The 25,451-nt window shown below is 55.2% G+C and carries 23 protein-coding genes and 1 pseudogene; 11 read left to right on the top strand and 13 right to left on the bottom strand.

Features of this window, described 5'->3' with window-relative positions:
• Positions 1-86: 86 nt before the first annotated feature.
• Together HDF14_RS04140 and HDF14_RS04135 are read right to left on the bottom strand one after the other, a co-directional pair.
• Positions 87-1,358 carry a putative sugar O-methyltransferase gene (locus HDF14_RS04140; protein ID WP_183973847.1) on the bottom strand — a complete coding sequence of 424 codons (1,272 nt, stop codon included), beginning with the start codon at positions 1,356-1,358 and terminating at the stop codon, positions 87-89.
• A gap of 1,057 nt (positions 1,359-2,415) precedes the next feature.
• Positions 2,416-3,234 carry an immunoglobulin domain-containing protein gene (locus HDF14_RS04135; RefSeq protein ID WP_183973845.1) on the bottom strand — a complete coding sequence of 273 codons (819 nt, stop codon included), beginning with the start codon at positions 3,232-3,234 and terminating at the stop codon, positions 2,416-2,418.
• A gap of 547 nt (positions 3,235-3,781) precedes the next feature.
• Between HDF14_RS04135 and HDF14_RS26340 the strand changes: the two are divergent.
• Positions 3,782-4,851: pseudogene (locus tag HDF14_RS26340) on the top strand (IS110 family transposase).
• Positions 4,852-5,736: 885 nt separating this feature from the next.
• Here HDF14_RS26340 and HDF14_RS04125 read toward each other — a convergent pair.
• The 3 genes from HDF14_RS04125 to HDF14_RS04115 form a co-directional block, all read right to left on the bottom strand.
• Positions 5,737-7,293: a hypothetical protein gene (locus HDF14_RS04125; protein WP_183973843.1), complete on the bottom strand. Its 1,557-nt coding sequence runs from the start codon at positions 7,291-7,293 to the stop codon at positions 5,737-5,739.
• Between the two features lie 117 nt (positions 7,294-7,410).
• Positions 7,411-7,899: a hypothetical protein gene (locus HDF14_RS04120; RefSeq protein ID WP_183973841.1), complete on the bottom strand. Its 489-nt coding sequence runs from the start codon at positions 7,897-7,899 to the stop codon at positions 7,411-7,413.
• Between the two features lie 102 nt (positions 7,900-8,001).
• Complete coding sequence (locus tag HDF14_RS04115; RefSeq protein ID WP_183973839.1) at positions 8,002-8,298, bottom strand: hypothetical protein; 297 nt, start codon at positions 8,296-8,298, stop codon at positions 8,002-8,004.
• A gap of 469 nt (positions 8,299-8,767) precedes the next feature.
• Between HDF14_RS04115 and HDF14_RS04110 the strand changes: the two genes are divergently transcribed.
• Positions 8,768-8,998, top strand: coding sequence for a hypothetical protein (locus HDF14_RS04110; RefSeq protein ID WP_183973837.1), 231 nt, complete (start codon positions 8,768-8,770; stop codon positions 8,996-8,998).
• Between the two features lie 534 nt (positions 8,999-9,532).
• Positions 9,533-11,632: a glycosyltransferase 87 family protein gene (locus HDF14_RS04105; protein ID WP_183973835.1), complete on the top strand. Its 2,100-nt coding sequence runs from the start codon at positions 9,533-9,535 to the stop codon at positions 11,630-11,632.
• A 436-nt stretch (positions 11,633-12,068) separates the two neighbouring features.
• On the opposite strand, the gene HDF14_RS04100 is transcribed toward HDF14_RS04105, so the two are convergent.
• From HDF14_RS04100 to HDF14_RS27370, 4 genes are all read right to left on the bottom strand, one after another.
• A complete protein-coding gene (locus HDF14_RS04100; protein ID WP_183973833.1) occupies positions 12,069-12,296 on the bottom strand; it encodes a hypothetical protein in 228 nt (75 codons plus the stop codon).
• A 108-nt stretch (positions 12,297-12,404) separates the two neighbouring features.
• Positions 12,405-13,058, bottom strand: a complete 654-nt coding sequence (locus tag HDF14_RS04095) for a 3'-5' exonuclease (protein WP_183973831.1) — start codon at positions 13,056-13,058, stop codon at positions 12,405-12,407.
• Between the two features lie 75 nt (positions 13,059-13,133).
• Positions 13,134-13,415 carry a Uma2 family endonuclease gene (locus HDF14_RS04090; protein WP_183973829.1) on the bottom strand — a complete coding sequence of 94 codons (282 nt, stop codon included), beginning with the start codon at positions 13,413-13,415 and terminating at the stop codon, positions 13,134-13,136.
• Positions 13,416-13,694: 279 nt separating this feature from the next.
• Positions 13,695-13,799, bottom strand: a complete 105-nt coding sequence (locus HDF14_RS27370; protein ID WP_406707183.1) for a hypothetical protein — start codon at positions 13,797-13,799, stop codon at positions 13,695-13,697.
• A gap of 878 nt (positions 13,800-14,677) precedes the next feature.
• On the opposite strand from HDF14_RS27370, the gene HDF14_RS04080 reads away from it, so the two are divergent.
• The gene (locus HDF14_RS04080; protein WP_183973827.1) at positions 14,678-15,340 is read left to right on the top strand and encodes a hypothetical protein; all 663 of its coding nucleotides are present in this window, start codon (positions 14,678-14,680) and stop codon (positions 15,338-15,340) included.
• Positions 15,341-15,785: 445 nt separating this feature from the next.
• Here HDF14_RS04080 and dnaN read toward each other — a convergent pair whose 3' ends face one another.
• Complete coding sequence (dnaN, locus tag HDF14_RS04075; protein ID WP_183974599.1) at positions 15,786-16,967, bottom strand: DNA polymerase III subunit beta; 1,182 nt, start codon at positions 16,965-16,967, stop codon at positions 15,786-15,788.
• Between the two features lie 578 nt (positions 16,968-17,545).
• Between dnaN and HDF14_RS04070 the strand changes: the two genes are divergently transcribed.
• The gene (locus HDF14_RS04070) at positions 17,546-18,199 is read left to right on the top strand and encodes an NAD(P)-dependent oxidoreductase (protein WP_183973825.1); all 654 of its coding nucleotides are present in this window, start codon (positions 17,546-17,548) and stop codon (positions 18,197-18,199) included.
• A 209-nt stretch (positions 18,200-18,408) separates the two neighbouring features.
• Positions 18,409-18,873, top strand: a complete 465-nt coding sequence (locus tag HDF14_RS04065) for a YbhB/YbcL family Raf kinase inhibitor-like protein (protein ID WP_183973823.1) — start codon at positions 18,409-18,411, stop codon at positions 18,871-18,873.
• Positions 18,874-18,964: 91 nt separating this feature from the next.
• Here the strand turns inward: HDF14_RS04065 and HDF14_RS04060 are convergent, their stop codons facing one another.
• Together HDF14_RS04060 and HDF14_RS04055 are read right to left on the bottom strand one after the other, a co-directional pair.
• A complete protein-coding gene (locus HDF14_RS04060; protein ID WP_183973821.1) occupies positions 18,965-19,732 on the bottom strand; it encodes an SDR family NAD(P)-dependent oxidoreductase in 768 nt (255 codons plus the stop codon).
• 81 nt (positions 19,733-19,813) lie between these two features.
• Positions 19,814-20,554 (bottom strand): SDR family NAD(P)-dependent oxidoreductase, encoded by a 741-nt coding sequence (locus tag HDF14_RS04055; protein ID WP_183973819.1) that lies wholly within the window; start codon positions 20,552-20,554, stop codon positions 19,814-19,816.
• Between the two features lie 305 nt (positions 20,555-20,859).
• Here HDF14_RS04055 and HDF14_RS04050 point away from each other — a divergent pair, with 305 nt between their 5' ends.
• Both HDF14_RS04050 and HDF14_RS04045 read left to right on the top strand, forming a co-directional pair.
• Positions 20,860-21,822 carry a LysR family transcriptional regulator gene (locus HDF14_RS04050; protein ID WP_183973817.1) on the top strand — a complete coding sequence of 321 codons (963 nt, stop codon included), beginning with the start codon at positions 20,860-20,862 and terminating at the stop codon, positions 21,820-21,822.
• Between the two features lie 22 nt (positions 21,823-21,844).
• On the top strand, positions 21,845-22,432 hold the full coding sequence (locus HDF14_RS04045; RefSeq protein ID WP_183973815.1) for a nuclear transport factor 2 family protein: 588 nt from the start codon (positions 21,845-21,847) through the stop codon (positions 22,430-22,432).
• Between the two features lie 202 nt (positions 22,433-22,634).
• Here HDF14_RS04045 and dnaA read toward each other — a convergent pair whose 3' ends face one another.
• A complete protein-coding gene (gene dnaA / locus HDF14_RS04040; RefSeq protein ID WP_183973813.1) occupies positions 22,635-24,062 on the bottom strand; it encodes a chromosomal replication initiator protein DnaA in 1,428 nt (475 codons plus the stop codon).
• A 196-nt stretch (positions 24,063-24,258) separates the two neighbouring features.
• On the opposite strand from dnaA, the gene HDF14_RS26330 reads away from it, so the two are divergent.
• The 3 genes from HDF14_RS26330 to HDF14_RS04030 all read left to right on the top strand — a co-directional run bounded on the left by HDF14_RS26330 (position 24,259) and on the right by HDF14_RS04030 (position 25,444).
• Positions 24,259-24,381: a hypothetical protein gene (locus HDF14_RS26330; protein WP_260698022.1), complete on the top strand. Its 123-nt coding sequence runs from the start codon at positions 24,259-24,261 to the stop codon at positions 24,379-24,381.
• A 382-nt stretch (positions 24,382-24,763) separates the two neighbouring features.
• Entirely contained in the window at positions 24,764-24,919 is a 156-nt protein-coding gene (gene rpmH, locus HDF14_RS04035) for a 50S ribosomal protein L34 (RefSeq protein ID WP_089406876.1), read from the top strand.
• 375 nt (positions 24,920-25,294) lie between these two features.
• The gene (locus HDF14_RS04030) at positions 25,295-25,444 is read left to right on the top strand and encodes a hypothetical protein (RefSeq protein ID WP_183973811.1); all 150 of its coding nucleotides are present in this window, start codon (positions 25,295-25,297) and stop codon (positions 25,442-25,444) included.
• The last annotated feature ends 7 nt before the right edge of the window (positions 25,445-25,451 follow it).

Genomic DNA, 25,451 nt, shown 5'->3' with positions numbered 1-25,451 from the left:
GAACGAAGGGGATGGCTGCCTTTCGTTCGCGGTTGACCAAGCTTACAGATTCGTTGCGAATAGGTTGTAGATTGCGGTTCGAAGCCTCAGTTCGGCGGGCTTCGCACCTCTGTCCTGTTCTGACCTGCCAGAGCCACTTCCTGGGGGGGCTCATGAGAGAGTAGCCGCCGGTAGTGTTGCTCAAACATCGTCGAAGCAGCGAGGCCAGCCTCACCACCTACGCCTGCCCCAGATATCTTGTGGCTGTGCCAGCCGGAGGAGCGAGTCTCCGCAAGCTGAAAGGATGCGTGCTCTCTGGCGATGAGTTCCGAGATGGATTCGCTGGTTGGTTTTTTACCGATGCAGAAGAAGCTGTCGCAGGTTATCCGATCGATGTCCTTGAGGTACGCCTTCGGGGCATCTTCCGAGAGAGCGGAGATGCCATCAGAGCTGAAGCTCACGTCGATACTGGCAGCTGGAATCGCGGCGATCTCAAACGCAGGCATAAGGATGACATCAGCACGTGCGATGGCTGGGCAGGTCAGTTCTTCTTCGCCGTAAAGCAAGAACTCGAGGCTTGGGAAAGCTTTGAGTAGGTAGTACGAACTCAGTGCGATGCTCTCCGGCACGTCGAAGTCGATATAGGTAAGTTCAGGTCTGTCGCGAAGCAGGTAATACGCCATGTTGCCGTACCCGCCGCCGAATTCGACGACCGTGGCTCGGCCCGCGGAGAGCATGCTATCGATTCTATGGGCGCAATAGTGAGCGTACTCCGCGCCCACGTGAATGTGTGTGCCATCAATCTGGACACCGAAGGGATTTCCGACACCAGGGCCGTAGAGATCGCGAAGGGGGAAGCGGCCGTCTGTTTGCTCCTTCCAGTAATCGTAGCGATATAAGGCGTGGCTTAGGTAGAAGCGTCGGTGGAGATCTTTGATGTTGCCACCAAAGTACGCCTTCGCCAGCCCGAACGGCGCGCCCAATAGACCGGAGGAGCAAGCGTCCCGGAAGAAATTTCGATACATCGCCCGTAAGGCCGGAATGTCTCGCGTGAGCAGTGCCTGTACGACCGGGCCAAGGCTCTGCTGCCGTATCTGCTCCCATCGGTGGGTCGGCCGGTAGGCCACCGGTGCAGACTGCAGGCGTTCGTTCGCCTTACTGTAGGCAGCGCAGATTCGCTCAAGCAGTTCCGTGTCATCGTCTGTCGTATCGATGCGAGAAGCAAATCCATCGGTCACGTTCTGTAGATCGTAGCGATGGTCCCCTTTGAAACGAAGTTCGCTGTGGTTCGCAAACTTCCACATCTCGAGCCATATCGTAAAGAGAGCCTTCGCCTTCTTCGCTGTTTGAATTGGATGAAGCAGGTGTTTGGGTTTCATCCTTCACCCCTTTCTACAAGGTCCGAGCTACCGATCTACGGACCCACAAGATGTAAAGCTGTTCTGGGTAACGGGCGACATAACCGTGAACGGGAGCGGAAGAACGTCATACTTGAGATTTAATGATCTACTTTGCCCTCATCGTTTGTCAGCAACGTAAAGAGGGTTTTGACTTGATTTGACAACTGTGTGACAAACAAGAGACAAGTTCCAGAGTCGTCGATAGGTCGCACCCACGCGTGCGCCGCAGGTCCCCAATCCCGCGAAGATCCTTCGCCTCGAATTGCGAATTTCGCAACACGGCTAAGCACCTCAGAGGCATCCCCCACAACCATCCGCCGCGCCCACGAGGTGATCCAATCACTGCGCTGCAGACCGAGTATTCTTTCTGGAAACGCCACGTCGAAGCGAAGATATGCCTACCCTACGCGAACTCGGCATCGGTTTCATTCCTACTCTACGCTCGGCCGCGGCTTCCTTACCGGCACCGTTGAATACACGAGCGATCTTGGCATCTACGATGTCCCGCACTTCACGCTTTCCGAGCTTCGTAGGCCGGGCCTTCGACAAGAACAAGGTGCTCATCGAATTGAAACGGACTGCATGGGCTAATTCGTGTTACCAATCCCACAATCTTTGCGCTTTTGGGGACGATGTTGTCGTCTATATGCAAAAGTGGCAGCAGGCGCATCAGTCCGAAGCGCCTCGACGGTTGATGTTTGTTGTGACTCATGTCACTCCGAAGAAGCGCTGACCTATTGAGCCAACAGGATCTCGACGGCGGGCAGGTTCGGGTTGTTCCCCGCGTCGTTGCCCAAAGACGTCCGACGACAATCTGGCCATTCGACGAGATGCCGCCGGCCCCGTGAAAACCGGCGTAGGCGAGGTTGCGCGGCAGAGTATCGCCATGCACCTTCGTGCCCACCAGCAACATCTGATTCGCGTCCGCCGTTCCTACCGCTGTGATGATGTAGCCCTGCTGCGCCAGGCTCAGCGCCTGCGGCCCGAGGTCACGTACGTAATCAACACCGCCTATGCGTCGTACGTCGTACCCTGGTCACCTCTCCAGCCATACGCCACCAGATCGATGCCCGCGGCGCTGTTCACTGACGCCGCCGTGACCCCCACTCCCTTTGCCGCCATCGCCGACACTGTCGTCGCCAGCGTAAGCATCCGTCACCGTCGCGCGCTGCATCGCGAACCCGTTTGACACCGTCGGATCCGTCTCCACCGAATACGCAAACACCCCATACGCGAATCCCTGCCCATTTTGCTCGTCCAGAGACGTTAAGACGGAATTCGCACCCACCGCCGCTAGATCGCTATCAAGATTCGTCAGCGCGTCCGCCTGATATGACGAGTTAAAGCCCTGTATCCCGGCGGGTGCCGCAAACTCCTGCAAGTGCCACGCGCAGGAGGTCAGGTTCGCGGAGGTGCGGCAATCCTGGTTACCAACCATCAGGGTCGAGCCGACCGCACTGGGGAAAGTCGCCTCAGACATGTTTCCCGGAATCACTGCCTCAATGTTGGTCGCCTCGATCCCCTCCAGGGCCGGCGCGAGTTGCACATGTTTGAAGCGCATATCCTGCTGCGCCGGCGACCGCGGCCCGATCGTGGCTGTCGCCACATTGCTGGTGACCGAGCCGTAAGCGTTGGTCACCGTCACCGTGAACTTATCGCCCGAGTCCGCCAGTTGCAGCGCAGCCGTCGTCAGGCTCGCCGACGTCGCACCCGGAACGGCATTCCCGTTCTCCGTCCACTGGTAGCTCAGTGGACCGGTTCCCGTCGCCGCCACCATCAGCATCGCAGCGCTGTCAAGTGGGATTTTCGCGCTCGCCGGCTGCGCGGTGATCATCGGCGCTGCCCCTGACGCCATTGCCGGCGATCCTCCATACCACACCCGGTTATCGCAAGCATCGCGACCAGAAGCCATGTCCAAGTCATGGGCGAGACACACGGCGAACAAACGCAGCAATCAAAAGCACGCATAGGACGGTGTGTAAAGGAAGAACATAAAAGAGTGGTGTCGAAGGGAGCAGAAACGGCGCAGCAGACAAACAGAGCATCTCACGTTCGAAAAACCTCAAGGAACCGAAATTGAAACCTAACACGCCTAAAGACAGGCCAAAGACGAGAAGGGGAAAACTGGGAGACGAACCCTAAAGTACACACCTCCCGCAAAAATGCGAAGAGTTCGCGGACGATTTTTTGGACCAATTTGCACGCGTGATAATCCAAGAAAATATGTTACGGTCGACAGACATCACAGCTCTCTTCAACAATCCCATCGGTATTCCTTACAAGGGATAAACCCAACATTGCTGTCACCGGGGGCAATGGACCCAAGACAAAAACGAGGTTATCGGGGTAGTTTCCCACAACCCCGTTAATGAGATGGTCCGCCGCTTGATCTCCACATTGAAGTGGGTGATCTTGTTGGCAGGTTCAAGGAGGATCATCGACAGCAGATTCGTTCGGTTGGCATAGATCTTGGCAAGACGACCCTTTCCCCTCGTAGCCCTCAACGCAGCTGGCAAGGTTCTGTTGAGGAGGAAATTCAACCAGAAGCAGCTCATCCTATTTACCGCCAACCTGCAGACCTGCCTGATCGGGATGGAGGCTTGTTCGGGTGCTCACTTCCTCGGTCGGGCTCTGAGAGAGCAAGGCCATGATGTGAAGCTGATCCCAGCTCAGTTCGTGAAGCCGTTTGTGAAGTCCAACCAGAACGACTTTCTCGATGCCGAAGCGATTGCTGAAGCTGTGGACCGACAGAACATGCGCTTCGTTCCGATCAAGACAGACGACCAGCTCGACCTTCAGGCGATGCATCGTGTGCGTGATCGCCTTGTCGCCCGTCGAACCTCCGTCATCAACCAACTACGGGCCTTCCTGCTCGAGCGTGGCATGGTGTTCGCAAAGACGCCAGCGAAGCTGAAGCTGGCGGTGCCAGAGATCCTCGAGAACAATGCGAACCTGACCCTACGCATGCGCAACCTCGTCAGCCTGCTCTGGAACGAGTGGAAGGATCTGGAGCGACAGATCGTTGCGATGAACGTGGAGGTTGAACAGATCGCCTCTTCCGATCCAGCCTGCCAGCGACTCAGACAGATCCCGGGTATTGGGCCTCTGGTTGCAACCACGATCGTAGCAGCGATCGGCAACGGAGCGGCCTTTCATAAGGGCCGGGAGTTTTCCTCCTTGGCTGGGACTTGTGCCGCGACAGCACTCGACCGGCGGCAAGGCCAGACTCTTCGGCCTCAGCAAGCGCGGCAACAGCTATCTGAGGAAGCTGCTTGTGCATGGTGCCCGATCCGCCGTCCTCCGCGTCAAGCGAGAACGATCGCCGTTCGGTCCCTGGCTCAACGCTCTTGAGCGCCGGTCCTCGGTCAAGGTAGTGATCACGGCCGCAGCCAACAAGCTGGCCCGCATCGCATGGGCGGTGCTATCGAGCGGCGACGAGTACCGTTCCACAACGATCTCGATGGCCATCTGAGCAGGCGCGGAAAAGACGACTTCGGCTTGTAAGCGCAGAATCGCGCTCCCACTTTACCGCACCACGACGACGACGATTAGAGTTCCCACCAAGGTCTGCACTGGATAGCTAGGACGACCGAACAGTTCCCCACGGTGCTCGAAACCTCATCCCGCAAATGGTTCTCAATGACCGTCCCGTTTATCAGGAAGAGCACCCAGCGCAACTCATCATGGCCAGGAGATTCTAATGTCCAACAAAAGGCCGAATACATTTTGCGCAGACCTGTCTATCGCCCCCTCGCTTTTCCCTTGCAGTCAGACGGCGGACCATACATTTGCGGGATGGACTCAAGTGACGGACTGCCGTATGATTCACGCCCAACATGTGCCAAGGATTCCTTCATCTGGTCAGAACGAAAGACACGACACTACCTAAGACATAGCCTGCCTGCGCACGCGCCAGTGGCACGATAAGCCGTGCATTTGCGACCGCTCCCGCAACGGGATGCCAATCCTCATATGGAAGCCAAGCAACAGAGAATTTGGCGATCCACCCGTCTTTCGTTTGGCAGGCTACCCCCTCTCCAGTTAATTCCCCAAATTCTTCTTTCGTCATTCGTACGCCCAAAGAACATAGCGGAGATCGGCGCGGCCTTTGGTGAGCGTACGTGAACTGCATCACCGTGTTACTCAGTAACTTCAAGCCGTACTTCCATGACGCTTCCCCCTCGCTTTGAATAGCCTCAGTTCTTTTAGCGCAAAAGCCGGGAAGAACTTCTTCTACTCAGTTGTGCTCGTCGCACTCAGTGGATTTTTGTCGATCGCGGCCCTAGCACAAACTAACCGGACGTATGTGCAGGCAAACCTGAGCCCTAGCCTATCTTCGTCAATTTCACTCGGGCGCTCACTTGACAGTGACACTCACCGCTGTCGTTGCCGTGATCGAACCGCTTATCCCAGTTACTGCGACGATATAGCTCCCGGGGGGCGTGCGAGAGTAAGTTGTGCTGGAGATGATGGTGTTGCCTTGGTTGTGAGTGATGGCGCAGCCGGTGGAGGCTCCCACGCTGACAGCGACAACTGCGAGACTAAGCAGTGTTCTCCATTTTCGGCGGTGCGACAACGGAATGAATAAGATGGCTGCCATAGTCAAGCCGCCGATAACAAAGGAGGTTTGCTGAACGGGGTCGTGAAACTCTTGGGTAGATGTCGCAGTAGTGTTGATAAAGAGCGTGGCCGTCGTTGGTGCCGTTACCGAGATGGGCGGGGTGTCAAACCCGCAGGTGGGTGGGCTGACGACATCCGACGGACTAATTACAGTACACGTCAGTAGAACTCTTCCTTTAAAGCTTTCGTTCGGTATTACCGTAATGGTCGAGGTCGCAGGTATTCCGACTGACGCCACGCGAACGGCCGTGCTGGTTAGATCAAAACTCTCCTGGACGCCAGACGATGGCGCTGTGACTAAGTAAGTCCCAAGCGGCAGATCGCTGAAGGTAGAAGCGCCGGTTTCATCGGCTCCTCCCATCGTAATAACCTTTTCGCCAATAAACCCTGGAAAAAATGACACCCTAAAATAGACTATGACATTGGTGCCAAAGGTTGTGGCCGAGGTGCCCATACCGTATACGGTGCATTGACTGTTGCTAAGGCTAGTAGCCGACCCTGCGATGATCGGAGAACCGTAAGTTGTACCGGCATCGTTTACGAGGAAAATGTTACTCGTGTCGGGGTCATAACGCAGCTTACATGCGTTTGCTGCTGATGTATTGTTGCGCGAGCTCTTGATATTCAGACCAACCGATTGAATGTGAGAGGTTGAGTCCGAATAGATCGTCGTGAAGGTCTGATCCGAGCCGCTACCGGAGGAGGGAGAGATAAATACGGAGGACACACTCGCGGTAACATCATAAGTCCCAACCTCTGTCTGAAGATTCATACCGCCAGCCTGATTGCGATTTTCCACCGACACGAAAATCTGCTTCCCACCGCTGAATGATGCCGTGAAAGTCACGAAAATCTTAGCAGTCACAGTATTAACAGAAGTAGTTATGGACGAAGAAGCACCTAACACGGTGCACTGAGAGTTGCTCACGGTTCGGTCTGTTCCCGCGTTAGCTGTGGTTGTAAGGAATGATTTACCTGTGTCCTGTGCCAACTGGATGATGCCTGAACTGACTATAAAGTTTACGACGCACCCACTTGCGGGCAACCCACTCTGAATGTCCAGAGCGGCGTTGTTCACGATTGCGATAGAAAGTGACTGTACATTCTGCACGCCGTTGGGGTCGGTGAATGTTGCCACGAATGCCTGCTCCGAACCACTGCCGGCCGAGGGCACCAGATTGGTGCTTTGCGCGTGCGTCGTGATGGCTGTTGCGAATCCCATAAATAGAACCGCCAGCATCTGTATTGGCTTTGCAGCAGAAAAGGACGATCGCCCAACTAGATCTTTGAACATTCTCATTGGATATCCTCCAAGCTTCGCTGACAGTGAGACGCAGTTTGCCGACTTGCGATCCTTGTGGGCCGGCGGTGCCGTTAAGAAACTTCTACCTCTTATTTCTATAGCCCAAATTCAGGCTTGTTGTTCCTTAGTTTGGGTGGATGATTGCGGACCGAAGAATCTAAGTAATTCAATTGTCTGACTAGGACAGGCATAATTCTTTACTGCGTTTTTTAGAACTAACGATCGGACTTGAAGGTCCGGATCGGCGTTAAGTCTTATTAATAGATGCATAGGTGTGCTTCTGTTTTGAGCAACTCCTCTGCGTACGAAGACGGTAGGATCTTCTGCGAGTGTCTCGAGAACTAATCGAGGGGTTACAGGGTTGCAGGCCACCCACATACGAACATCGGTATCAGGATCCGTCGACAGTTTTTCCAACATATCCTTGTCTTGTATGTTGGCGGCCATCCATCGCAACCAGTCGATCTCTTCCGCGCGCAGCTCGCCAAAAGTGCGAGGTCTTTCTCGGAGCCAAAGGATAGCGTCCTCGGTGAAAAAATGGTCTTCGTAGACTGCAATCAAATCGTTGCCGATCACATCGTTCAGCCAATCCGACATATGGTCTCCTTTACAATTGAGTCAACCTCTTGTCACTGCTTCAGATAAGCGATCAAGTTCCTCCGCTCTTCTGCCTTGGGAACGCTAAAGCTCATATTGTTGTCAGGGACCATCAAATCCGGATCGGTCAGCCATTTCTTGCGCCCTTGTTAAATCCGATGTGACAATCGCTGATTTAACAAACGAAAAATCCTCTACCTCCCCAACTCCGGTCCCAGCACCCTTCATCGTCTGCGCCAACAGCTTCGAAGTCGGCACACCGCTAACCATCGACCACAGCAGCCCTGTGTCGGCCCGCGCCATGCACCCCGCAAAACTGCGCCGGTCGATGCCATCGCCTGCGGGCTTCGTAACACCTTCGTTCTCCTGCACCACTTCGTCTTCCTTAAACTGATTCATATCAATTTCCATCTAATTTTGATTGCCCCGTATCGTCTAAAACTGGCAGGGGGAGCTTTTATTCCTGCCCGTTAGAAGAAATCGCGCGAAATAATCCAGCAGCAATTTGGTTACGCAGACGCGCCCACAAACTTCGGTTCAGCCGAGAAGTTTGACCGTGCGTGTCGCTGCCATTCTTTGGTCTTTCCCTCGCTTTGCCGGTTGCTCGACCGCCCTTATCAGACGATCACATCCCGAGCCCTTGCCTTCGCCAGCGAACGGCGGGCTCTCTAGTAATTTGCTGAAAAGGCATGGTTGCATGAGGTCACCACCTTAGCGGCGTCGTAACAGATCCGCATTTGCTCTCCGTTGAGGAACCGAGGCCGCTCAACGCAGGGGCCAGCAAACTGTTTAAACGCTGGATTCTCATCGCTCCTAAACTAAAAATCATCCGGTCCCTGGCTTGCGGATCTTTACCTGAGGTACCTGCATGCAACTCAAGCCCTTCTTGCTCGACGCTTGGTTCGACCAGTACGAACGGGACATAGAATTCAATCTCGCCGCGAGCCCCGGGCCGATCTGGGCCGCGTTCCCCTGGCTGGTGAGCGGAGCGAGCGACCGCCGGTTCTGGCAGTCCGCCGCCGAGCATGGGATCCTGATAGCACCAGGCGATTGCTTCGATGTGCCCTCGCATTTCCGCCTGGGCTTCGCCGTCGTCTGAGGCAATTTCTCTAAGTCGCTCGACCGTTTCGGGGCATTCGTGAAGAGCTGGTCGGCGAAGATGGTGAGACGTGATGGAGCTCGCCGAATCAACTATTGCCATCGGTGCGGCACCTTAGCGATCACAGCGAGAAAAGGGATCTCCCACCAGTATCATTAGGAGACGGTCGGAAACCCGGCCGTGAATTGAGACAATTTTGACCAGCAAGAGGATTTCGCCTGAAGCAACCATTGCCGCCACCTTTGTCCAACGCCGCCAGAGGCCCGATCCCTCCAGCACTATCAACGCGACCTGCACCGCTAACAGTAATTTTGTTCCAGTCGCGGCTAATGCGGTGACTCAGATCGTTAATTGACGGTCGCCAAGAGGCAAAACCAACACCAAGAAGCCAGCCCGGAAGAAGTTTCCGGGCTGGCTTCCGTGTTTATCTTTGGGGCATATGGAAGATCTCTCCCTCTCTTCTCCGACAATCCGACGATCATTGAATGACAAGACGCTGACAATTCCAATGAACGCGGCCGGCCATAATGTAGCATGGAAATTTTGCGAGATCGACGCGTCGCCTCGTGGATGGAGCGTTTCATTCTGCTGCTCGCGATTGCGTATCTCGGGATGCACACATGGCCACGCGCTTGGTCCAAGCTGAATACGGATTTTCCTAACTATTATCTAACGGCGCGCTTGGTTCATGAAGACTACGACACCGCCCGAATCTATGAATGGAGATGGCTCCAGAGAGAGAAAGATCATCGATCGATCGATGATCCGATCATCGGGCTCATTCCAACTACTCCATTTTCCACATTGATCATGTGGCCGATAAGCGAGATGCCCGCCCTCGCCGCCAAGCACGTGTGGATGCTCGTGAACCTGGCCCTTTTAGTTCCGCTCTGTTGGTTGTTGCGTTCGCTGACGGGTTTGTCATATCAGCGTATCGCTCTCGTCTGCGCACTCAGTTTTCCGCTGCACCGCAATATGCTCTTCGGGCAGTATTACTTGTTTCTCCTTGTATTGATCGTCGCAGCTTGTTGGGCCTACCTCAAAGAATTCTACTTGCTCTCAGGTGCGCTAATCGCAATTGCCGCAGCCTGTAAGATATTTCCCGTACTATTCCTCGCATTGTTCTTGCAACGGAGAAACTGGCGCGCTCTCGGATCGGCATTAGTCACCGGAACTATGATCGCAGCTATATCCATCGCCGTTTTTGGCTGGAACGTTCATCGTACCTATCTGCATGAGATTCTGCCTTGGACGCTGCACGGCGAAGGCGGGTCCCCCTATGTCACTTCTGCGGCGTCCATATCGACACTCCTGCACTATCTGTTCCTCAACGAGCCGGAGTGGAATCCACATCCTTGGCATAACTCCCCTCTCGTTTATTCGGTCTTGCAGCCAGCTTTACAGATGCTGATGTTAGCCCCCGCTATTTTGCTGATCCGCCGGAAAGACCTGATGCCGCGACGGATCATTCTTGAATGGGTGGGATTGCTGGCCGCATCCCTTGCGATCTCCACCATGCCGGCCTCCTATCACTTCGTACTGATGGTGTTTCCGGTGTGTGTGCTTAGCGCTCTGCTGATCGAGCGCCGGTCCGTCGGCTGGCTCATCGCTCTCCTAATTGGCTATCTGGGCATCGGATTTCCCATGCCCAGCCCCAACCACGCGATGGGACCGGCCATTTTACTTCGTGTTCCGCGACTCCCCCTCATGCTGGCCGTGCTCCTGGGGATTTACGCTCTTCTGTGGTCAGGCCGCGATGATAAGGGAGGATGGGACTGGACGCATTACGCTTGGGCAGGCTTGATGACCGTGGCTACGCTGTCCAGTATCCAGTCGACATTTCATCTTCAACGAGGGGTCCGCCAGGAGTATGCCTACCGGATTGCGCTTAAAACTCCATCTCTGTTCGATGTTGATCCGGTCGTGTATGGCGCCGGAACACGCTATATTGGTTCCGCGTTTGAAGGTTATCGTCTGGTCACCGAAGGGGATTCGACAAGAATCGATTCCTCTGCCGGCGATGATCTCTCGTTCGCGGCCAGCACTCAGCAATTACTCGTTGAGAAGGCGCGCAATCAGGACTCCGCAATCGTCGATCCCCGGAATCCAACAAAGACAATCCTCCAAGGAGGACGGAACCCGATGTTTTCTGTCGACGGTAAGGACCTCGCTTTTGTGCGCAACGATCACGGCAGGGGAAGGCTCATGGTCCAGCCTTCGCTTCAGTCCGACGGCTCGAACCAAGTCGCTCTTACGCCTCCTTCGATCAACGTCTACGAAGCCGCGTTTGCTTCGCGACGCGCGTATGCGATTTCCGGCGTCGAGGACGGGGAACCTCCGCAAATTTATCTGACCGACCAAAGCCACTCAAACACCCGACTCGAGCTTGGCGAATCTCGCTACCCGGCCTTGTCGCCGGACGGTCGCTGGATGGCCTATAGCCAGCTGGACAACGGCATGTGGAACCTTTGGATCCGTGATCAGCAGACAGGCGCAACGCGGCGGGTGGCGGACATTCCCTGCAATCAGATCGAGTCTTCCTGGGATAGCGACTCTAAAAGTGTGGTCTACGCCACCGACTGCGGCCGCAGCCTTTGGTTGACCGGGATCTCCCGACGCCGCGTAATTCCATGAGGGCTTCCATGTCGACTCCCACATCCCCGCTTCAACGCATCCCGCGGATATGGCGCGGCGCTGGACGCCGACGCCGCGCGCGGGCATTACGTGTTGATTGTCGACGCCAACGACAGCTACGACTTCTCTCACGCTCCTCGCTTCCTTGCCGATCTGCGAAACGGAGCGGACCTAGGGATGGGGAATTGCTTTCTCGGGAGGAATCGAGCCAAGCGCGATGCCCTTGCTGCTGCACCGCTACGTCGGAAATCCCGTTTTAAGCCTCCTCGGGCGATTTCTTTTTCACGCCCCAGTGGGAAACGCTCGCCCTCGGCAGGGTTGAACTTCCAACCCTCCCATTGAGACTGTTCTACTGTTCCTCCACAAAAACGGAGTTTTCGGCAACTTCGCTTTGCCCAAAACGCCGAAATTGCCACAAAGGATTGCGACCCCGTGATTAGCGGGTTCTCAATCCTCTTTTCTCTTCTCCGTGGAAATCGGGTGGCTTTCCTTCGCAGGCACCTCGTAACCAAAGCTGCAATGTCTCCTCGAATTCGCCACCGGCTAAATAATCCTCAACGGTTCGGGAATCGATAAACTCTGTAGGAGCCCCAGGTCGTCGCAATTTGCCGAATAATCCTGCTCCGGTGACGCCGCCCATAAACGCTATGAAGTTATTTCTCATAATTGCGCCTCGTCCTATCGCATGCCTCTAATCAGCGAGATTCTACTCCGTTGGCGAGAGAGCAGGCCAACATGGGACGCTTCGAGCCCCTCCGCACTGCACACCCAATCACTGAGCACCAACTATCGCCTTTAGCTTTTCAGCAAATGGACTCAAAGACGCAATTTCATGTCTCTTGATCGCGTTGGGCGAAGAGAGTTCCGGCTCCCCCCGCATTCGGCGAAGGATACATGCGTGGATTCGCGCGGTGTTTCGAGCATCTGGTAATGCGCCATGCGGAACACCGTCGAACTCCAAGTCCAGCATCTGGATGGCCGCGCTCAAGCTCTTCTGCTCTTTGATTGCAAACGCGCCCTGAAACACCTTTGCCAGGCCGATCGGATGACGAAAAGGGCGGACAAGCCCGAGGCCTTGGCAGGTCTTGGCAATTACAGAGACATCGTCACCCCAGGTACAACAAGGCTTCTTTTGCGGCTCGAACTTCCTAGTGAGGACGCCAAGAACTTCACTGAGAGGAGCAGCACTCCGAACATCGTCAGCTGTGATCCCGGTCAAGTTCGCACACTTTAAACTGATCTCCCAACGACGAGGGCGAACAAAGTACGTGCCTTCCTGAATGATGTCGAGAGTGTCCAGGTTCATTTCTACTAATCCAATCTCGATGATTTCGGGCTGCATCCCCGGTTGCGGTGGCGCATCCCAGCACGTCCATTCCAGGTCAAGATACAGCGCAGTTGTGTGGAACATGTCTGCGTCGATCATTGAGGGTTCTCGATCCTTCTTCCGTTGCACCTGTGTCATAACGCATGCAGAGTGGATGCAAAGATAGTTGGCAGATTAGTAAAATCTCTTGTAAACATCCAACCGCCAGACATCGTCGAGAAAGATGAAGAACTCTTCGGCTGGTCCGTCTCCGACGACAAAATCCCCATCTACAATTTCCGGCTCGGAACCGGGCGAGTAAATGAATACGCATTGCTCTTGAGGCACCATAAGCCATCCGAGTTCAATGCCGTTTGCGACCCATTGAAGCATCTTGTCCTTCAACGGGCGAAGCTCTCGTGGATGAGAACAAACTTCGACCACGAAATGGGGACACAGCCTGAGAATGCTTGGCATATTTATAGCGAGGCTTTTTTTGCAAAACTTGAAGCAACGTAAGCAACATCAGGGCACATCATCCCGCTGTCTTCGAGGAAGAACCTTCGGCGAATCATGGGTTGCCCATGCCGACCGGTTTTAGAAAGCCAAAGCTGGAGTTCGGTCTGAACCTTTCTGACCATCAGTTGAGTCGCTTCAGGTGCAGGAGGATAAATACGGAGCTTTCCATCTTGTTTCGCTCACACCGAATGTGCTCTACATCGAGAGAAGCGCTTGCGAAATCTCTCAAGGAGGTAGTCACCCGAGGCGCTCCAATACGGCCTGCCGCTCCATGTCAGATTGAAGAGTCTCAAGTGTATGGAATCGATCCCCGTCGCATTCGACCGCAAGGCGTTCCTTCACACCCTCGACGATCAGATCGATTCGATAGCTCTCGACCTTCCACTGAGGGGGTGAACCGGAACCCTTTTATCTTAAGGTCCTTCATAACGAGCCGCTCGAACTCGGAATCAACTCCAACCGATGATGTCCCGACCTTGTCCATCGACGCAGCGGGATCGTGTGCATGATCGAGCAGCCGGCGGCGTAAATCGGCAGCGGTGAGATTCGACTGGCGGTCCATCGAGTGGACTATCCAAGCTGATCCTGCGCACGGCTGGCCGCAACGTTGTAGCGCTTCTTGTACATGTCGCGTGCACCAGCGGCGACGGAAACGGGGCGAGTGAAAGAACTATCTACTCGAAGCCCCGTCGACCTACCTTGTGACTCACGGTTACATCCGGGACAACGGCCAAGGCTTTTTCACAGTCACTGAGGAAGGACTTGGGGCCGCAGAGAACGCAGATCAAACAATCGTCTCAATGGAGGTCCGGTCAGCATTACAGCTGCTGCATCCAGATTTCGGAGGCTACGAACACTACTTTCAGGAAAACAGGTTGAGGGAAGCTGTGGCAGCGGCTTTTGAGCGGTACGAAAATCGCCTCAATGAACTTAGAGATCGCTCGCGCAAGGCTGCAGTGCGAGGAACAGTGGGTAGAGATATCCCACCGAAATTGTTCCAGGCTGGTGAGAACAGGCTAACGCGGAAGAAAGCGGAGCGTCTGTAATACAGACCGATAGCGTTTGTGTGACGACCGACTTAACCCACTACAAGCGAAAATGAGGTACACGTGACCGGCATACGGATGGGGTTTCTGATGGCCATGCTTGGGGGAACCCTCGTTTCCGGCAGTCTCGTAGGTGAACAAGCCCAGACTTTAGCCTCTCGACCTCCGTAAATTGTGCCTGCTGTTGACGGAATTTTTGTAGCGTTTCAATCTCACTCAATCGTCGGTATGGCTGATTGGCATGGCCTCGCTCAAGAAGAAGATTTCTATGTTGATCTAATCCGAGATCCGAGATTCACTGAGGAAATTGATAACGTCGTGGTGGAGTTCGGCGGGGCCGCTCAGCAGGACACGATAGATCGCTATATCGCCGGTGAGGACATCCCGTACGAGCAGCTGCGGAGGGTATGGACCGATACCGTTGGTTGGGTCCCTACCGTTACTGCGCTCGGATATCTTAACTTTTTTGCCCAGGTTCGAGCAGTAAACGAGGGATTGCCACTTTCTGAGCGTATCCACATCTGGCTTGGTGAGCCACCGATCGATTGGTCGAAAATCAAAACTCCGGCGGATCTGACGCAAATGTCGCAACGTGATCGGTATCCTGCCGAGCTTATAAAGTCTCAGATTCTCGCAAAGCACCGGAAGGCTTTAGTCATCTATGGGTCGCTTCACTTCTTTGGTTCGGAGGCACTGAAACCTTTGGTTGAGCAGAGCTATCCAAGAGCCTTCTTTGTAGTAGCTCCATATATGGGATCGCAAAACAAAGCGGAGTCTGATAGTTTCGAGCAAAACCATGGAACCGTGGCGAACCCGTGTGTTTGCGACAGAAGCTAAAGGGACGAAAGCCCTCCTGGTAACGGAAGATCAAAGCCCTCGGGCGGTAGGAGATGCGTTGCTCTATCTCGGCCCTGCTGCGAGCCTGACGCAATCGCCGATTACACCAGACCTCTATCTTGATTTTGACTTCAAAAGGGAAATCAATCGAAGAAGCCTGATTGTGAGCGGAGCACCTCTCGAAATCACCAAGCCGCTCATGTCACCCACACTTGTTCGTAAGTAGAGTCAGCATCGTAAACGGTTTCCCTAGCTACCGACGTATTACTTGTTAAGCCCCCAATTGCTGACTGAGACGCTGCATGGCTTCCGCGGAGTCGCTTTCGTATGAAATATGGCGGCGGATTCACGCTACTATTTGAAACAGCATCATTAAATAACCCATAAGCTGGCCATTTGGCCAAATTATGGGTTATTTTTCAAACCTTTCTGGCGCTTTAGATGTTCAGATCCTCATAGGCATCAGAATGTACCTATACTTCACATCCTCATTCGCATCTTCGGGTCGCATCTGCCCAGCGCTCTGAGCATCCTTAAACTCCAGCCGCACCTCGCCCGTGTTGCCAATCGCCTTCAGAAAATCGATAAGATACTGGCTGTTGAATCCAACAACCAGCGGATCGTAGTTGTAAGGCGTCTCGATCGTATCTTCTGACTCACCCGCATCCGTACTCGAAGATGAAAGCTTCAGTTCATTCTGCTCCAGACGAATCTTGATAGCCCCGCTCCGCTCGTCGGCAAACTGCGCCACACGCTGAATGGACCCCATCAAATCTTCGCAACGGACAATCACGAATTTGTTATTATCCCGCGGCAGCACCGCTTCGTAATTCGGGAACTGTCCAGTCAGCTTGCGGCTCGTCAGCACCCGTCCGCCGACTCTGAAGAACAGCGTCTGTTCGTCATCGCCAAACTCGAGTGTCTCGGCCTCTGTCGCACCTAGCAGCGAAGAAAGCTCACTCAGGGCCTTACGCGGAATCAGCGTCTTCTTCTCCCCCGACACACCCTCCAGCGTCTCTCCAAGCTTTTCGATATGCGCCAGCCGATGTCCATCGGTGGCAACCATCGCCATGCTTTCTGCCTTCAGTACCAGCAAGGCGCCATTCAGCGTATAGCGAGACTCTTCGTTCGAGATCGCAAAGATAGTCTTCGACACCATGTTTTTCAGCGAAGGCACCGAGATCTTCACCGCGCCACTAGTCGGAAATTCAGGCACCTGCGGAAAGTTCGCTCGCGCCATCCCCACCATCTTCGTGTTTGATCGCCCCGCGCGAATCTGCACCCAGTGGTTGTCCATCAACTTGATCGAGATCTCACCCTCGGGCAGTAGCTTGATGTAGTCATACAACTTGCGTGCGGGAATCGTGCAGGCACCGGCTTTCTTCACTTTGGCCGCGCAGCTGGTCCGCAGGCTCTGGTCAAGGTCCGTCGCAGTAATCGTCAACCGGTCGCCACCTGCGCCCTGTGTCGCCTCAAACAGAAAGTTCGACAAAATCGGAATAGTTGTCTTCCGTTCGACCACACTCTGGGCAGCGGTCAACTCGCGCAGCAGCTCGGCGCGGGAGACCGTGATCTCGAGGTTGCCGGTTGGGGCTGGCGTTGCGCTCGTCTCGGTCGGCAAAGTCATCTCGGGCTCCTGGGTCGCACTGGTCACGGTCGGTCTCTCCATCTCGGTAGGTTAGTGCTGGCAAAACTTTACACTGAATCGAACACACGATGCATCTTAGCCTTCACCAGTCCTGCTTGATTCTAGGGGCGAACCCGTCCTCAACGCGACAGATTTCTTTGTGGAAACCAAGGTCGTTGTGTGCGACGCCGAAACCGGCTTGAATTCCTGAACGACGCTGCTACTGCTTCTAAGAAACAAGAGAAAAAGAGAAAAATACTAGTAGCAGTAGCCGTTCTCGCTTGAAAAGTGGATATCCTTCCCATCAACCTCATAAATAGATACTTAAGCCACGTTCGCGTTTTAGAAAACCTGCCGCGCTGAACCGCACATTCAGGAAGACTGGCCTCAATCATCGACCCGACCGCCGTCTTATCCCACTTCTTCACAGCACTCCATTTCGACTTGTGAGAAGACCCGGTACCAAGGGTGGGAATATTCACCAAATGATACAAAACGAGGAGGTTATCCCAACCACTTTTTTCACATCCGCGTCTCACAGAAGAGGATAATCAGTTTCGAACCGAAAGGAGCCAGCAATGAAAGTCGCCCTCTTCGGAGCCAGTGGAGCCACAGGAAAACTCCTCACCCAGCGCTGTCTCGCCGCTGGGTTCGATGTCTCAGCTCTCCTTCGCGCGCCAGAAACCTTTCCCCAACGCGATCACATCCACGCTATCCAGGGGAGTGCCTTCGATCCAGCGCCGGTATCCCAAACCATCGAAGGCGCCGACGTCGTTCTCTCCGCCCTCGGTGCAAACTCCCTCAAGAAGGAAGACGTCCTTGAACGCGCCGTCCCCCAGATCATCGCCGCGATGCAACAGACGAGCACTCAGCCGAAACCTGTCCGCCGCATCATCGTCCTCGGCTCTGCCGGTGCTCTCCCCACCTCGCTCGACAAGCAGCCCGCCTGGCGTCGCTGGATCGTCCAGAACATCGTCTACAACACTTTCCTCAAGTGGCCTGTAGCCTCGCAGATCTCGCAGTGGAACAATCTCTCCCGCAGTGGCCTCGACTGGACCATGGTCATGCCTCCCATGCTCACCAACGCGCCTGCTCACGGCCACTACCGCATCGACGGTGACGCCCTCCCGCCCAACGGCAGCCGCATCTCACGCGAAGACGTAGCCGACTTCATGATGCAGCAGATAGTCAGTCCCCAATGGATCCGCAAAGGCGTGTACATCACCTGGTAGCGCAGAATGCGATAGTCTATCCATCTCTTGCAGCAAGTTGATCCAGCCCTGAGGTTCGGACCACATTGCGCCACAGCAAGGGACAACGAGGAGGAATGATCTGTGACGCGATCACGAGCATTTTTTCTGACCGGAGCTCTCGTGGTCATAGCCGTGGCGACGGCACTCTTCCTGGCGATGACGCATGCCCCAGGGAGCCTCAACCCCAAATGGCCAACTCGTCCCTGCATCTCACCAGCTCGAGTCTCGCCGGCGATACGATCCCGAGCAAATTCACCTGCGACGGTGCGGAAATCTCCCCTGAACTGTCCTGGACCTCTCCTCCCGAAGGTACCCAAAGCTTCGCCCTGATCGCGACCGACCGTGACTCCTTAGTGCATTTTGTCCACTGGGTCGCCTACAACATTCCTTCAGACAGACGTGAACTGCCAGAGGGCACTCCTAAACAGAAACAGCTTCCCGACGGGACTCAACAGGGGAAAAATAACTTCGGCAACTTTGGCTACGGCGGACCCTGCCCACCCATGAAAGCTACCCACCACTATGGCTTCGTGCTCTACGCACTGGATTCGAAACTCAGCCTGCCACCCGATGCAACAGCGAAAGAAGCGTTGCGGGTCATGATTGGACACCTTCTCGTGAGGGCCGAGCTCGTCGCCAGCTACCACCGCTGATCAGATCTGCCTGTTCAAATTCATCGGCAGCCAAACCTTGCCTATGCCGAAAGATCAGAAGACGGCGGCCTGTCTGATCTCCCATCCTGCGCTAGAGCTTCGAGCCGCCGTCAACCGGGATACTGGCTCCCGTGATCCAACGTGCGCCATCGGACGCCAGAAAAGCGACCACGTCGGCAACGTCCTCGGGCTTGCCGAGTCGTTTCAGCGCTTGCATCCCTAGCGCGGCCTCGCGACCAGCTTCTGTCTTTGTAAAATTTGACATATCCGTGTCAATCACGCCGGGTGCAACAGCGTTCACACGTATGCCTAGCGGCCCCAGAATAGCGGCCCAGTTCTTCACCAGTGTCTCGATCGCCCCTTTCGTCGAAGCATAAGCAAGAATGGAGGGGCTATCTACGCCGGGTTTGCCCACAACCGTACGGGCCCCAAGGGAAGAGATCACCGTAATGTTAGAGCCCTCACCAAGCATTGGGAGAAGCTGCTGCACCAAAAAGAACGGGCCCCGGACATTCGTGGCGAAAAGATTGTCAAAATCCTCGAGCGTGTAATCAGCGATACGCGCCGCCTTGCTGATTCCGGCATTCAGCACAGCCACATCCAGACGATCGCCGACGATTAAGCGTACCTGCTCAGCGAGCATTGCAGCCCCCTGCGTTGTTGCCAGATCCGCGGAGAGTGCATCTGCAAGTCCACCGTTCGCTCGGATCTCGGTAACGAGTGACTCTGCTTCCTGAGCCGACCGGCCATAGTGAGCCAGGATATGTGCGCCGGCCCTCGCAAGCGCAACAGCCGTCGCACGACCGATTCCTCTTGATGCACCCGTGACGAGCGCAGTCTTACCTTTCAGTGTTGTCATGATTTCCCTGCCAGTTGTAGTTATCGAGAAAAAATTGAGGGGCGGCGGCAGCCATCCATAGTCACCGCGCCGCCCTGCCAATTAGGCGTTTGTACCGCCATCAACGGTCAGATTCGTTCCGGTGATATAAGACGCTTCGGGACTGGCGACGAACGAAACCAGCGCGGCTACCTCGTCCACATGTCCGTAGCGCTTGAGCGCTGTGGCAGCCACCTGTGGCTCCGCCCAATCGCCCGCGGCGGGGTTAAGATCCGTGTCGATCGGACCCGGCTGAACGTTGTTGACCGTGATGCCCCGGCCCCCAACCTCTCTGGACAGCCCCTGCGTGAACATCTTCACAGCGCCCTTTGTCGCCGAGTAAGGAACAAGTCCGGGTGTCATCATGCGCTCGCCCACGCACGAGCCGATCATAATGATGCGGCCACCGTCCTTCATGTGCTTCAGCGCCGCCTGCGTCGCAACGAACACTCCGCGAATGTTGATATCGATCACGCGATCCATCTCCTCGAGCGTGGTCTCCTCGAACGTCTTCGGAATGGCCGTTCCGGCGTTGTTCACAAGCACATCAAGTCGGCCGAGTGTTCCGACGGTCTTTTCAACCGCAGCCTTCACGGCGGCGGGATCAGCTGCGTCCGCCTGTATCGCGATCGCCTTTCGACCGGTGCTTTCAATCTCCTTGACGACCGCCTGAGCCGCGTCCGCTCCCTTCGTGTAGGTGATAGCTACGTTCGCTCCATCGGCCGCCAGACGCTTGGCGATCCCAGCTCCAATACCGCGTGACCCCCCCGTTACCAGTGCTACCTTGTTGTTTAACTTAGACATCAAATCTCCTTTGTATTTCTATAAACGCTTCGGCAGTCCGTTGATTTTGGAACTGCTCTCTACTTTCAGAGCAGCTATCTGATGTCTGGTCGTGGGAAGTAGATCTGGTATTCCGGGGAATAGGAGCCATTCCATCGAGGAATGCATTCGAGTCGGTACAGAAATAACTGTGAGACTGATCAGTCTGTCGAGACGCCCGAGGTAGAGCGAAGAAGCCCAGATGCAGGCGGATTTCTCAGATAAAAGGCTCGCGAATCTTATTCCGGAAAATACAATCCATTCCATAGGGGAATAGGGAGGTTCGTGTGGACAAATTCGACGCAATGCAGGTGTTCGTTCGGGTGATCGAAAAAGGGAGCTTCTCTGCTGTCGCGAAAGAACGTGGCATTGGTCAGCCAGCCGTCAGCAAGCAGATCTCCGCTCTCGAAGACGAGCTCGGCACTGAGCTGATTCACCGCACCTCCCGTTCCATCTCATTGACTGAGGCAGGTCGTGACTTCTTCGAGTCCTCTTTGCGCATTCTCGACGACTTTGAAAGCGCAACCTCACGAATTGGTCGAGGCCAGACCGCCCCAAAGGGTCTTCTCCGAATTACCGTTCCCCCCACCTTTGCCCGTCTCCATATGGTGTCAAAATTGCCAGCGTTTTTCGCGGCCTACCCAGACATGGCAGTCGAGATGGCCGCCTCCGAGAGTCCCACAACAATCGTCGAAGACGGGTTCGATCTCGCCATCCACTCAGGCGATCTGCCAGACTCCACTCTGGTCGCACGAAGATTCGCTCAGACGATCATCATTCTCGTCGCCACCCCTCAATACCTCACACGCTACGGCGCCCCGGAGTCGCCGGAAGATCTCGGCAATCATCGAGGGATCGTCTTCACCGAACGCGGCGCGGTGAAGCCTTGGAGCTTCGGCTCTGGACAAGACGCCAAACGTGTTGTCCCGACCGGCGTCTTTCGAACCAGCGATATCGAACAGATGAGGATGGGTGTCCTTGAGCATCTTGGAATCGCCCAGGCGCCAGCGTGGCTGTTCGCTGCAGAGCTCAGAGAAGGTACTGTCCTCCGACTGCTGACGCCCTTTGAGCGCACGGTCCCGATTCTAGCCGTCCGTCCCGCCAGCCGCCGAGTCTCGGCCAAAGTACGTGTCTTTATCGAGCACCTGGAGGAGACGTTCGCTCTATGTTCCCAGTTCAACCCACGATCCAGCGAATCCGCGACATCTGCTCCTCCGCCGAGCAGAACCTCTCGCGTCGCAGTAAAGTAGCTCTATCATTCAAGGAGCTTCCGTGAAGCCAGCGAACCGAATCGCGTCCACCTTTCTATTAATCACACTCACGACCGTCGCCGCATCGGCGCAGACCTCCGCGGCCCCTCCTCCTTTGATTGGTTCGATCGCAACTAAAAGCGACTGGCCCCAGGCCAAGCCCGAGGACGTCAAATCGCCCGAGGCAATCCTCAACGCCGTCTACAGCGTTATCTCCGGCCCCAAGGAACAGCAACGAGACTGGGACCGCATGCGCTCCCTCTTTGTTCCCGACGCGCGGCTCATCCCGGTAACTAGCTCTCCAACTACAGGCCACGCTGACGTGGTCGTTCTCACCATCGACGGTTATATCGCCCGCAGCCAGGCTCGCATGGCTACAAACGGGTTCTTCGAGCGCTCAATCCACAACGAGATAGAGCAGTTCGGCGATATCGTCCAGGTCTGGAGCACCTACGAGTCCCGCCACAACCCGTCCGACCCCACGCCCTTCGCTCGCGGTATCAATAGCTTCCAGTTGCTCAAGGATGGGGACCGCTATTGGGTCGTCAACATCTTTTGGGACGCCGAATCCCCAACCAACCCCATCCCGGCCAAATACCTACAGAAGTAGTTTGTTCTAGGGTGTGTCCTGCCGGACGGGCTCCCTACGCGGGCGGCGGTCACTTCGTGACTTGTAATTGCTTCGCGTTGGTCGGAAGTAGATTGTTGCCGACCAACGGGAGGCTTGATGCAGATAGTCCTGCCGAGACCGGTACACACTCCACGAAGTGGCCGCGCTCCGCGCAGGAGGGCTGTCCGGCAGGACATCGGGGTTAGCTAAGCGTCTCCATCAGCTTGTTGATAGTGCGGTTCAGATCCTTGTCGGCCCGGCGTTGCTCGTCAATCTTCGCAATCGAATGCATCACGGTGGTGTGATGTTTGCCCCCAAACTGCCGTCCAATCTCGGGCAGGGATGCCTCAGTCAACTGCTTGGCCAGGTACATCGCAATCTGCCGCGGCACCACTATCTGCCGCGAATTATTCTTCTGCTTCAACTCCGCAACACGCATACCAAACTGTTCAGCCACAGTACGCTGAATCGTCTCGATCGTGATCTTCCGCACTTGCGTATCGATGAACTGCTTCAGGCACTGCTGCGTGACAGCAAGCGTAATCTCCACGCCGTGCATGCTGCACCATGCGATCAGCCGCACCAGCGCGCCCTCAAGCTCGCGCACGTTGGTCCGCACGTTGGAAGCGATAAACATCGCAACATCGGTGGGCAACTGCGTCTGTTCGCTCTCAGCTTTCTTCTGCAGAATCGCAACTTTGGTCTCGAGATCCGGTGGTTGAATGTCGGCAATCAAACCCCACTCAAAACGCGACCGCAGACGATCTTCAAAGTCGGCAAGCTCTTTCGGTGGACGGTCACTCGCGATCACGATCTGCTTCATGCTCTCGTGCAGCGTGTTGAACGTATGGAAGAACTCCTCCTGCGTACGCTCCTTGCCGGCGAGAAACTGAATGTCATCGATCAACAACACATCGACGTTGCGGAACTTGTCGCGGAATCCGGTCATCTTGTCGTACCGGACCGAGTTGATCATCTCGTTGGTAAACTTTTCGCCGCTTACGTAGCTGATGGACGCGTGCGGCTGCCGACGCTTCACGTCATGCCCAATGGCATGCATGAGATGAGTCTTGCCCATACCAACGCCGCCGTAGAGGAATAGCGGGTTGTAGGCTTTCGAAGGCCGCTCTGCTACAGCTTGAGCCGCTGCCGTTGCGAACTGGTTGCCGCTGCCGATGACGAACGCGTCGAACTGATAGCGTGGGTTGAGCTGGGAGGCTGCGCTCCAGTCGAATCGAGCCTGCTCCGGCGCTGGCCCTGAGACGGAGCTCGCCGATCCGCCCAGCCGCTGCTTGGGCGCGTTCTGGCTGTGGCTCGGCACAGGAGCAAAGCCGCCGTCCTCACGCACCTTGGGTACCCGCGGATCCTGCTCCGGTGTGGTGAAGGCAACCGAGTCGACGTCAAGTCCGAGGTTATCGATGGCTTCCTGGATGAGGTCGGCATAGCGATCGCCGATGTGCTGAAAGTCCGTGGAGGGAATCCGCACGAAGAGCTTCTTGCCCTCAAGATGTGAAAACCGAGTCGGCTTGAGCCATGTCTCATAAGACTGGCGGTTGATCTTCTTCTCAAGAGCAGCCAGAATACGAACCCAATAATTCAGTACGGCTGTAGCCGTCGGAACGAATGACATTCTTTAGTTTCCTTGTCTTGTTTCCTGTTCCAAACCAGACGTGGCACTTACATCAGTCGTGCAGCTTGACACGATAAGCAGCAAACAGAAGTCCATTCCTGCCCCCTTGGGGACAAGTGAAGTCGGCCTAGTGTTGCCAGAAATTCTCTCCGCCGAGTAACCCGTGGTAACTGGTTGCGGAGAGGAGTAGTTCAACATGAATCAGAGTGCGGAACGGCTGGGCTTGCAGAAAAACGTCTTGCGAATCGGGTTCGATAGTAGCACGGAAAAGATGCCGTTTTTCGGTGCGCCGAATCAAAAAATGAAGGTTGCACCATAAGAGGTGAAGAACTGAATAAACGAACAAATGCGGTGCAACTGGCGGTTGTTTTTGAGCCAGCGCAGCTTTCTATAATAAAAGAATTGCGGGACCGATGCGCTTGCGCGACCGGGTTTCAATATCACTTTTTAGCCGGAATGCTTGTACGTTACTCCTGTGAGCCTCACGCAGTCGAGTCGCTCCGATGGATCATTCACTCGCTTCGAGGTTCCAATCTTATTTCGTCTCCCGTCGTCCGGGTGAAAAATTTAGAGTCTTCGGTGACACAAACGACGCAGCAAGAAGGGCTGTGAAAATCGCGTCCAATCGGGTATACTCAGAGATTGTTGCAACAGCCTAAAAGTTTGAGCAGGTGTTCTACCCTGCGCAGGAGTTTTTTGTCATGCCGAAGCGTACTTTTCAACCCAATCGCCGCCATCGCGCCAAGACCCACGGCTTTCTTTCTCGCATGAAGACCAAGGCAGGCGCCGCAGTCCTCAACCGCCGTCGCGCCAAGGGCCGTCACAAGATCGCCGTCAGCGCAGGTTTCCGCGACTAGTTCTTTCGAATAAGGTCGAGTTAGCCGCAAGCTGGCTATCGCCTTCAAAGTTCTTTATCTTCTTCTGCCATCGCAAAACGTGGCTTCTTAGAACTTTCAGCGAGAGACAATTTCAAAAATTTTAGTGGTTCAACAGACCATCGAGGACAGCTGTCGCTCGTCTTCGGTCGTCTGTGTCTTTTCGACAACAGGCTGCCGCTGTCATCTCTCTCAATCGAGGTGGCTTCTATGCCGGTCTCGATCATTGCCGACTAAGCCAGCGTCTATCCGCACATAGCGCCTATTTTCTCTGGGCAACCATCCATCTGTAACAGGCCTCCTATCTCGTGTCGGCTGGGTTGCGACGTTGGTCGACGGCCGGCAAAGGAGAATCTTATGGCGCAGAACATGAATCAGCCAAACCAGGGAACTCAAGGCAACAATCCTTCTCAAGGAAGCAACCAGGGCAGCACAACGACGAAGAAGCCCGGACAAGAGACGACTGTGAAGAGCGGAGACACCTCTTCCTCGAGCAACAAGAAATAGTTGAGAT

The organism is Tunturiibacter gelidiferens (assembly GCF_014201335.1).
In the GTDB taxonomy this organism is placed as follows: domain Bacteria; phylum Acidobacteriota; class Terriglobia; order Terriglobales; family Acidobacteriaceae; genus Edaphobacter; species Edaphobacter lichenicola_E.
This window is presented reverse-complemented; position numbering and strand designations above follow the sequence as displayed.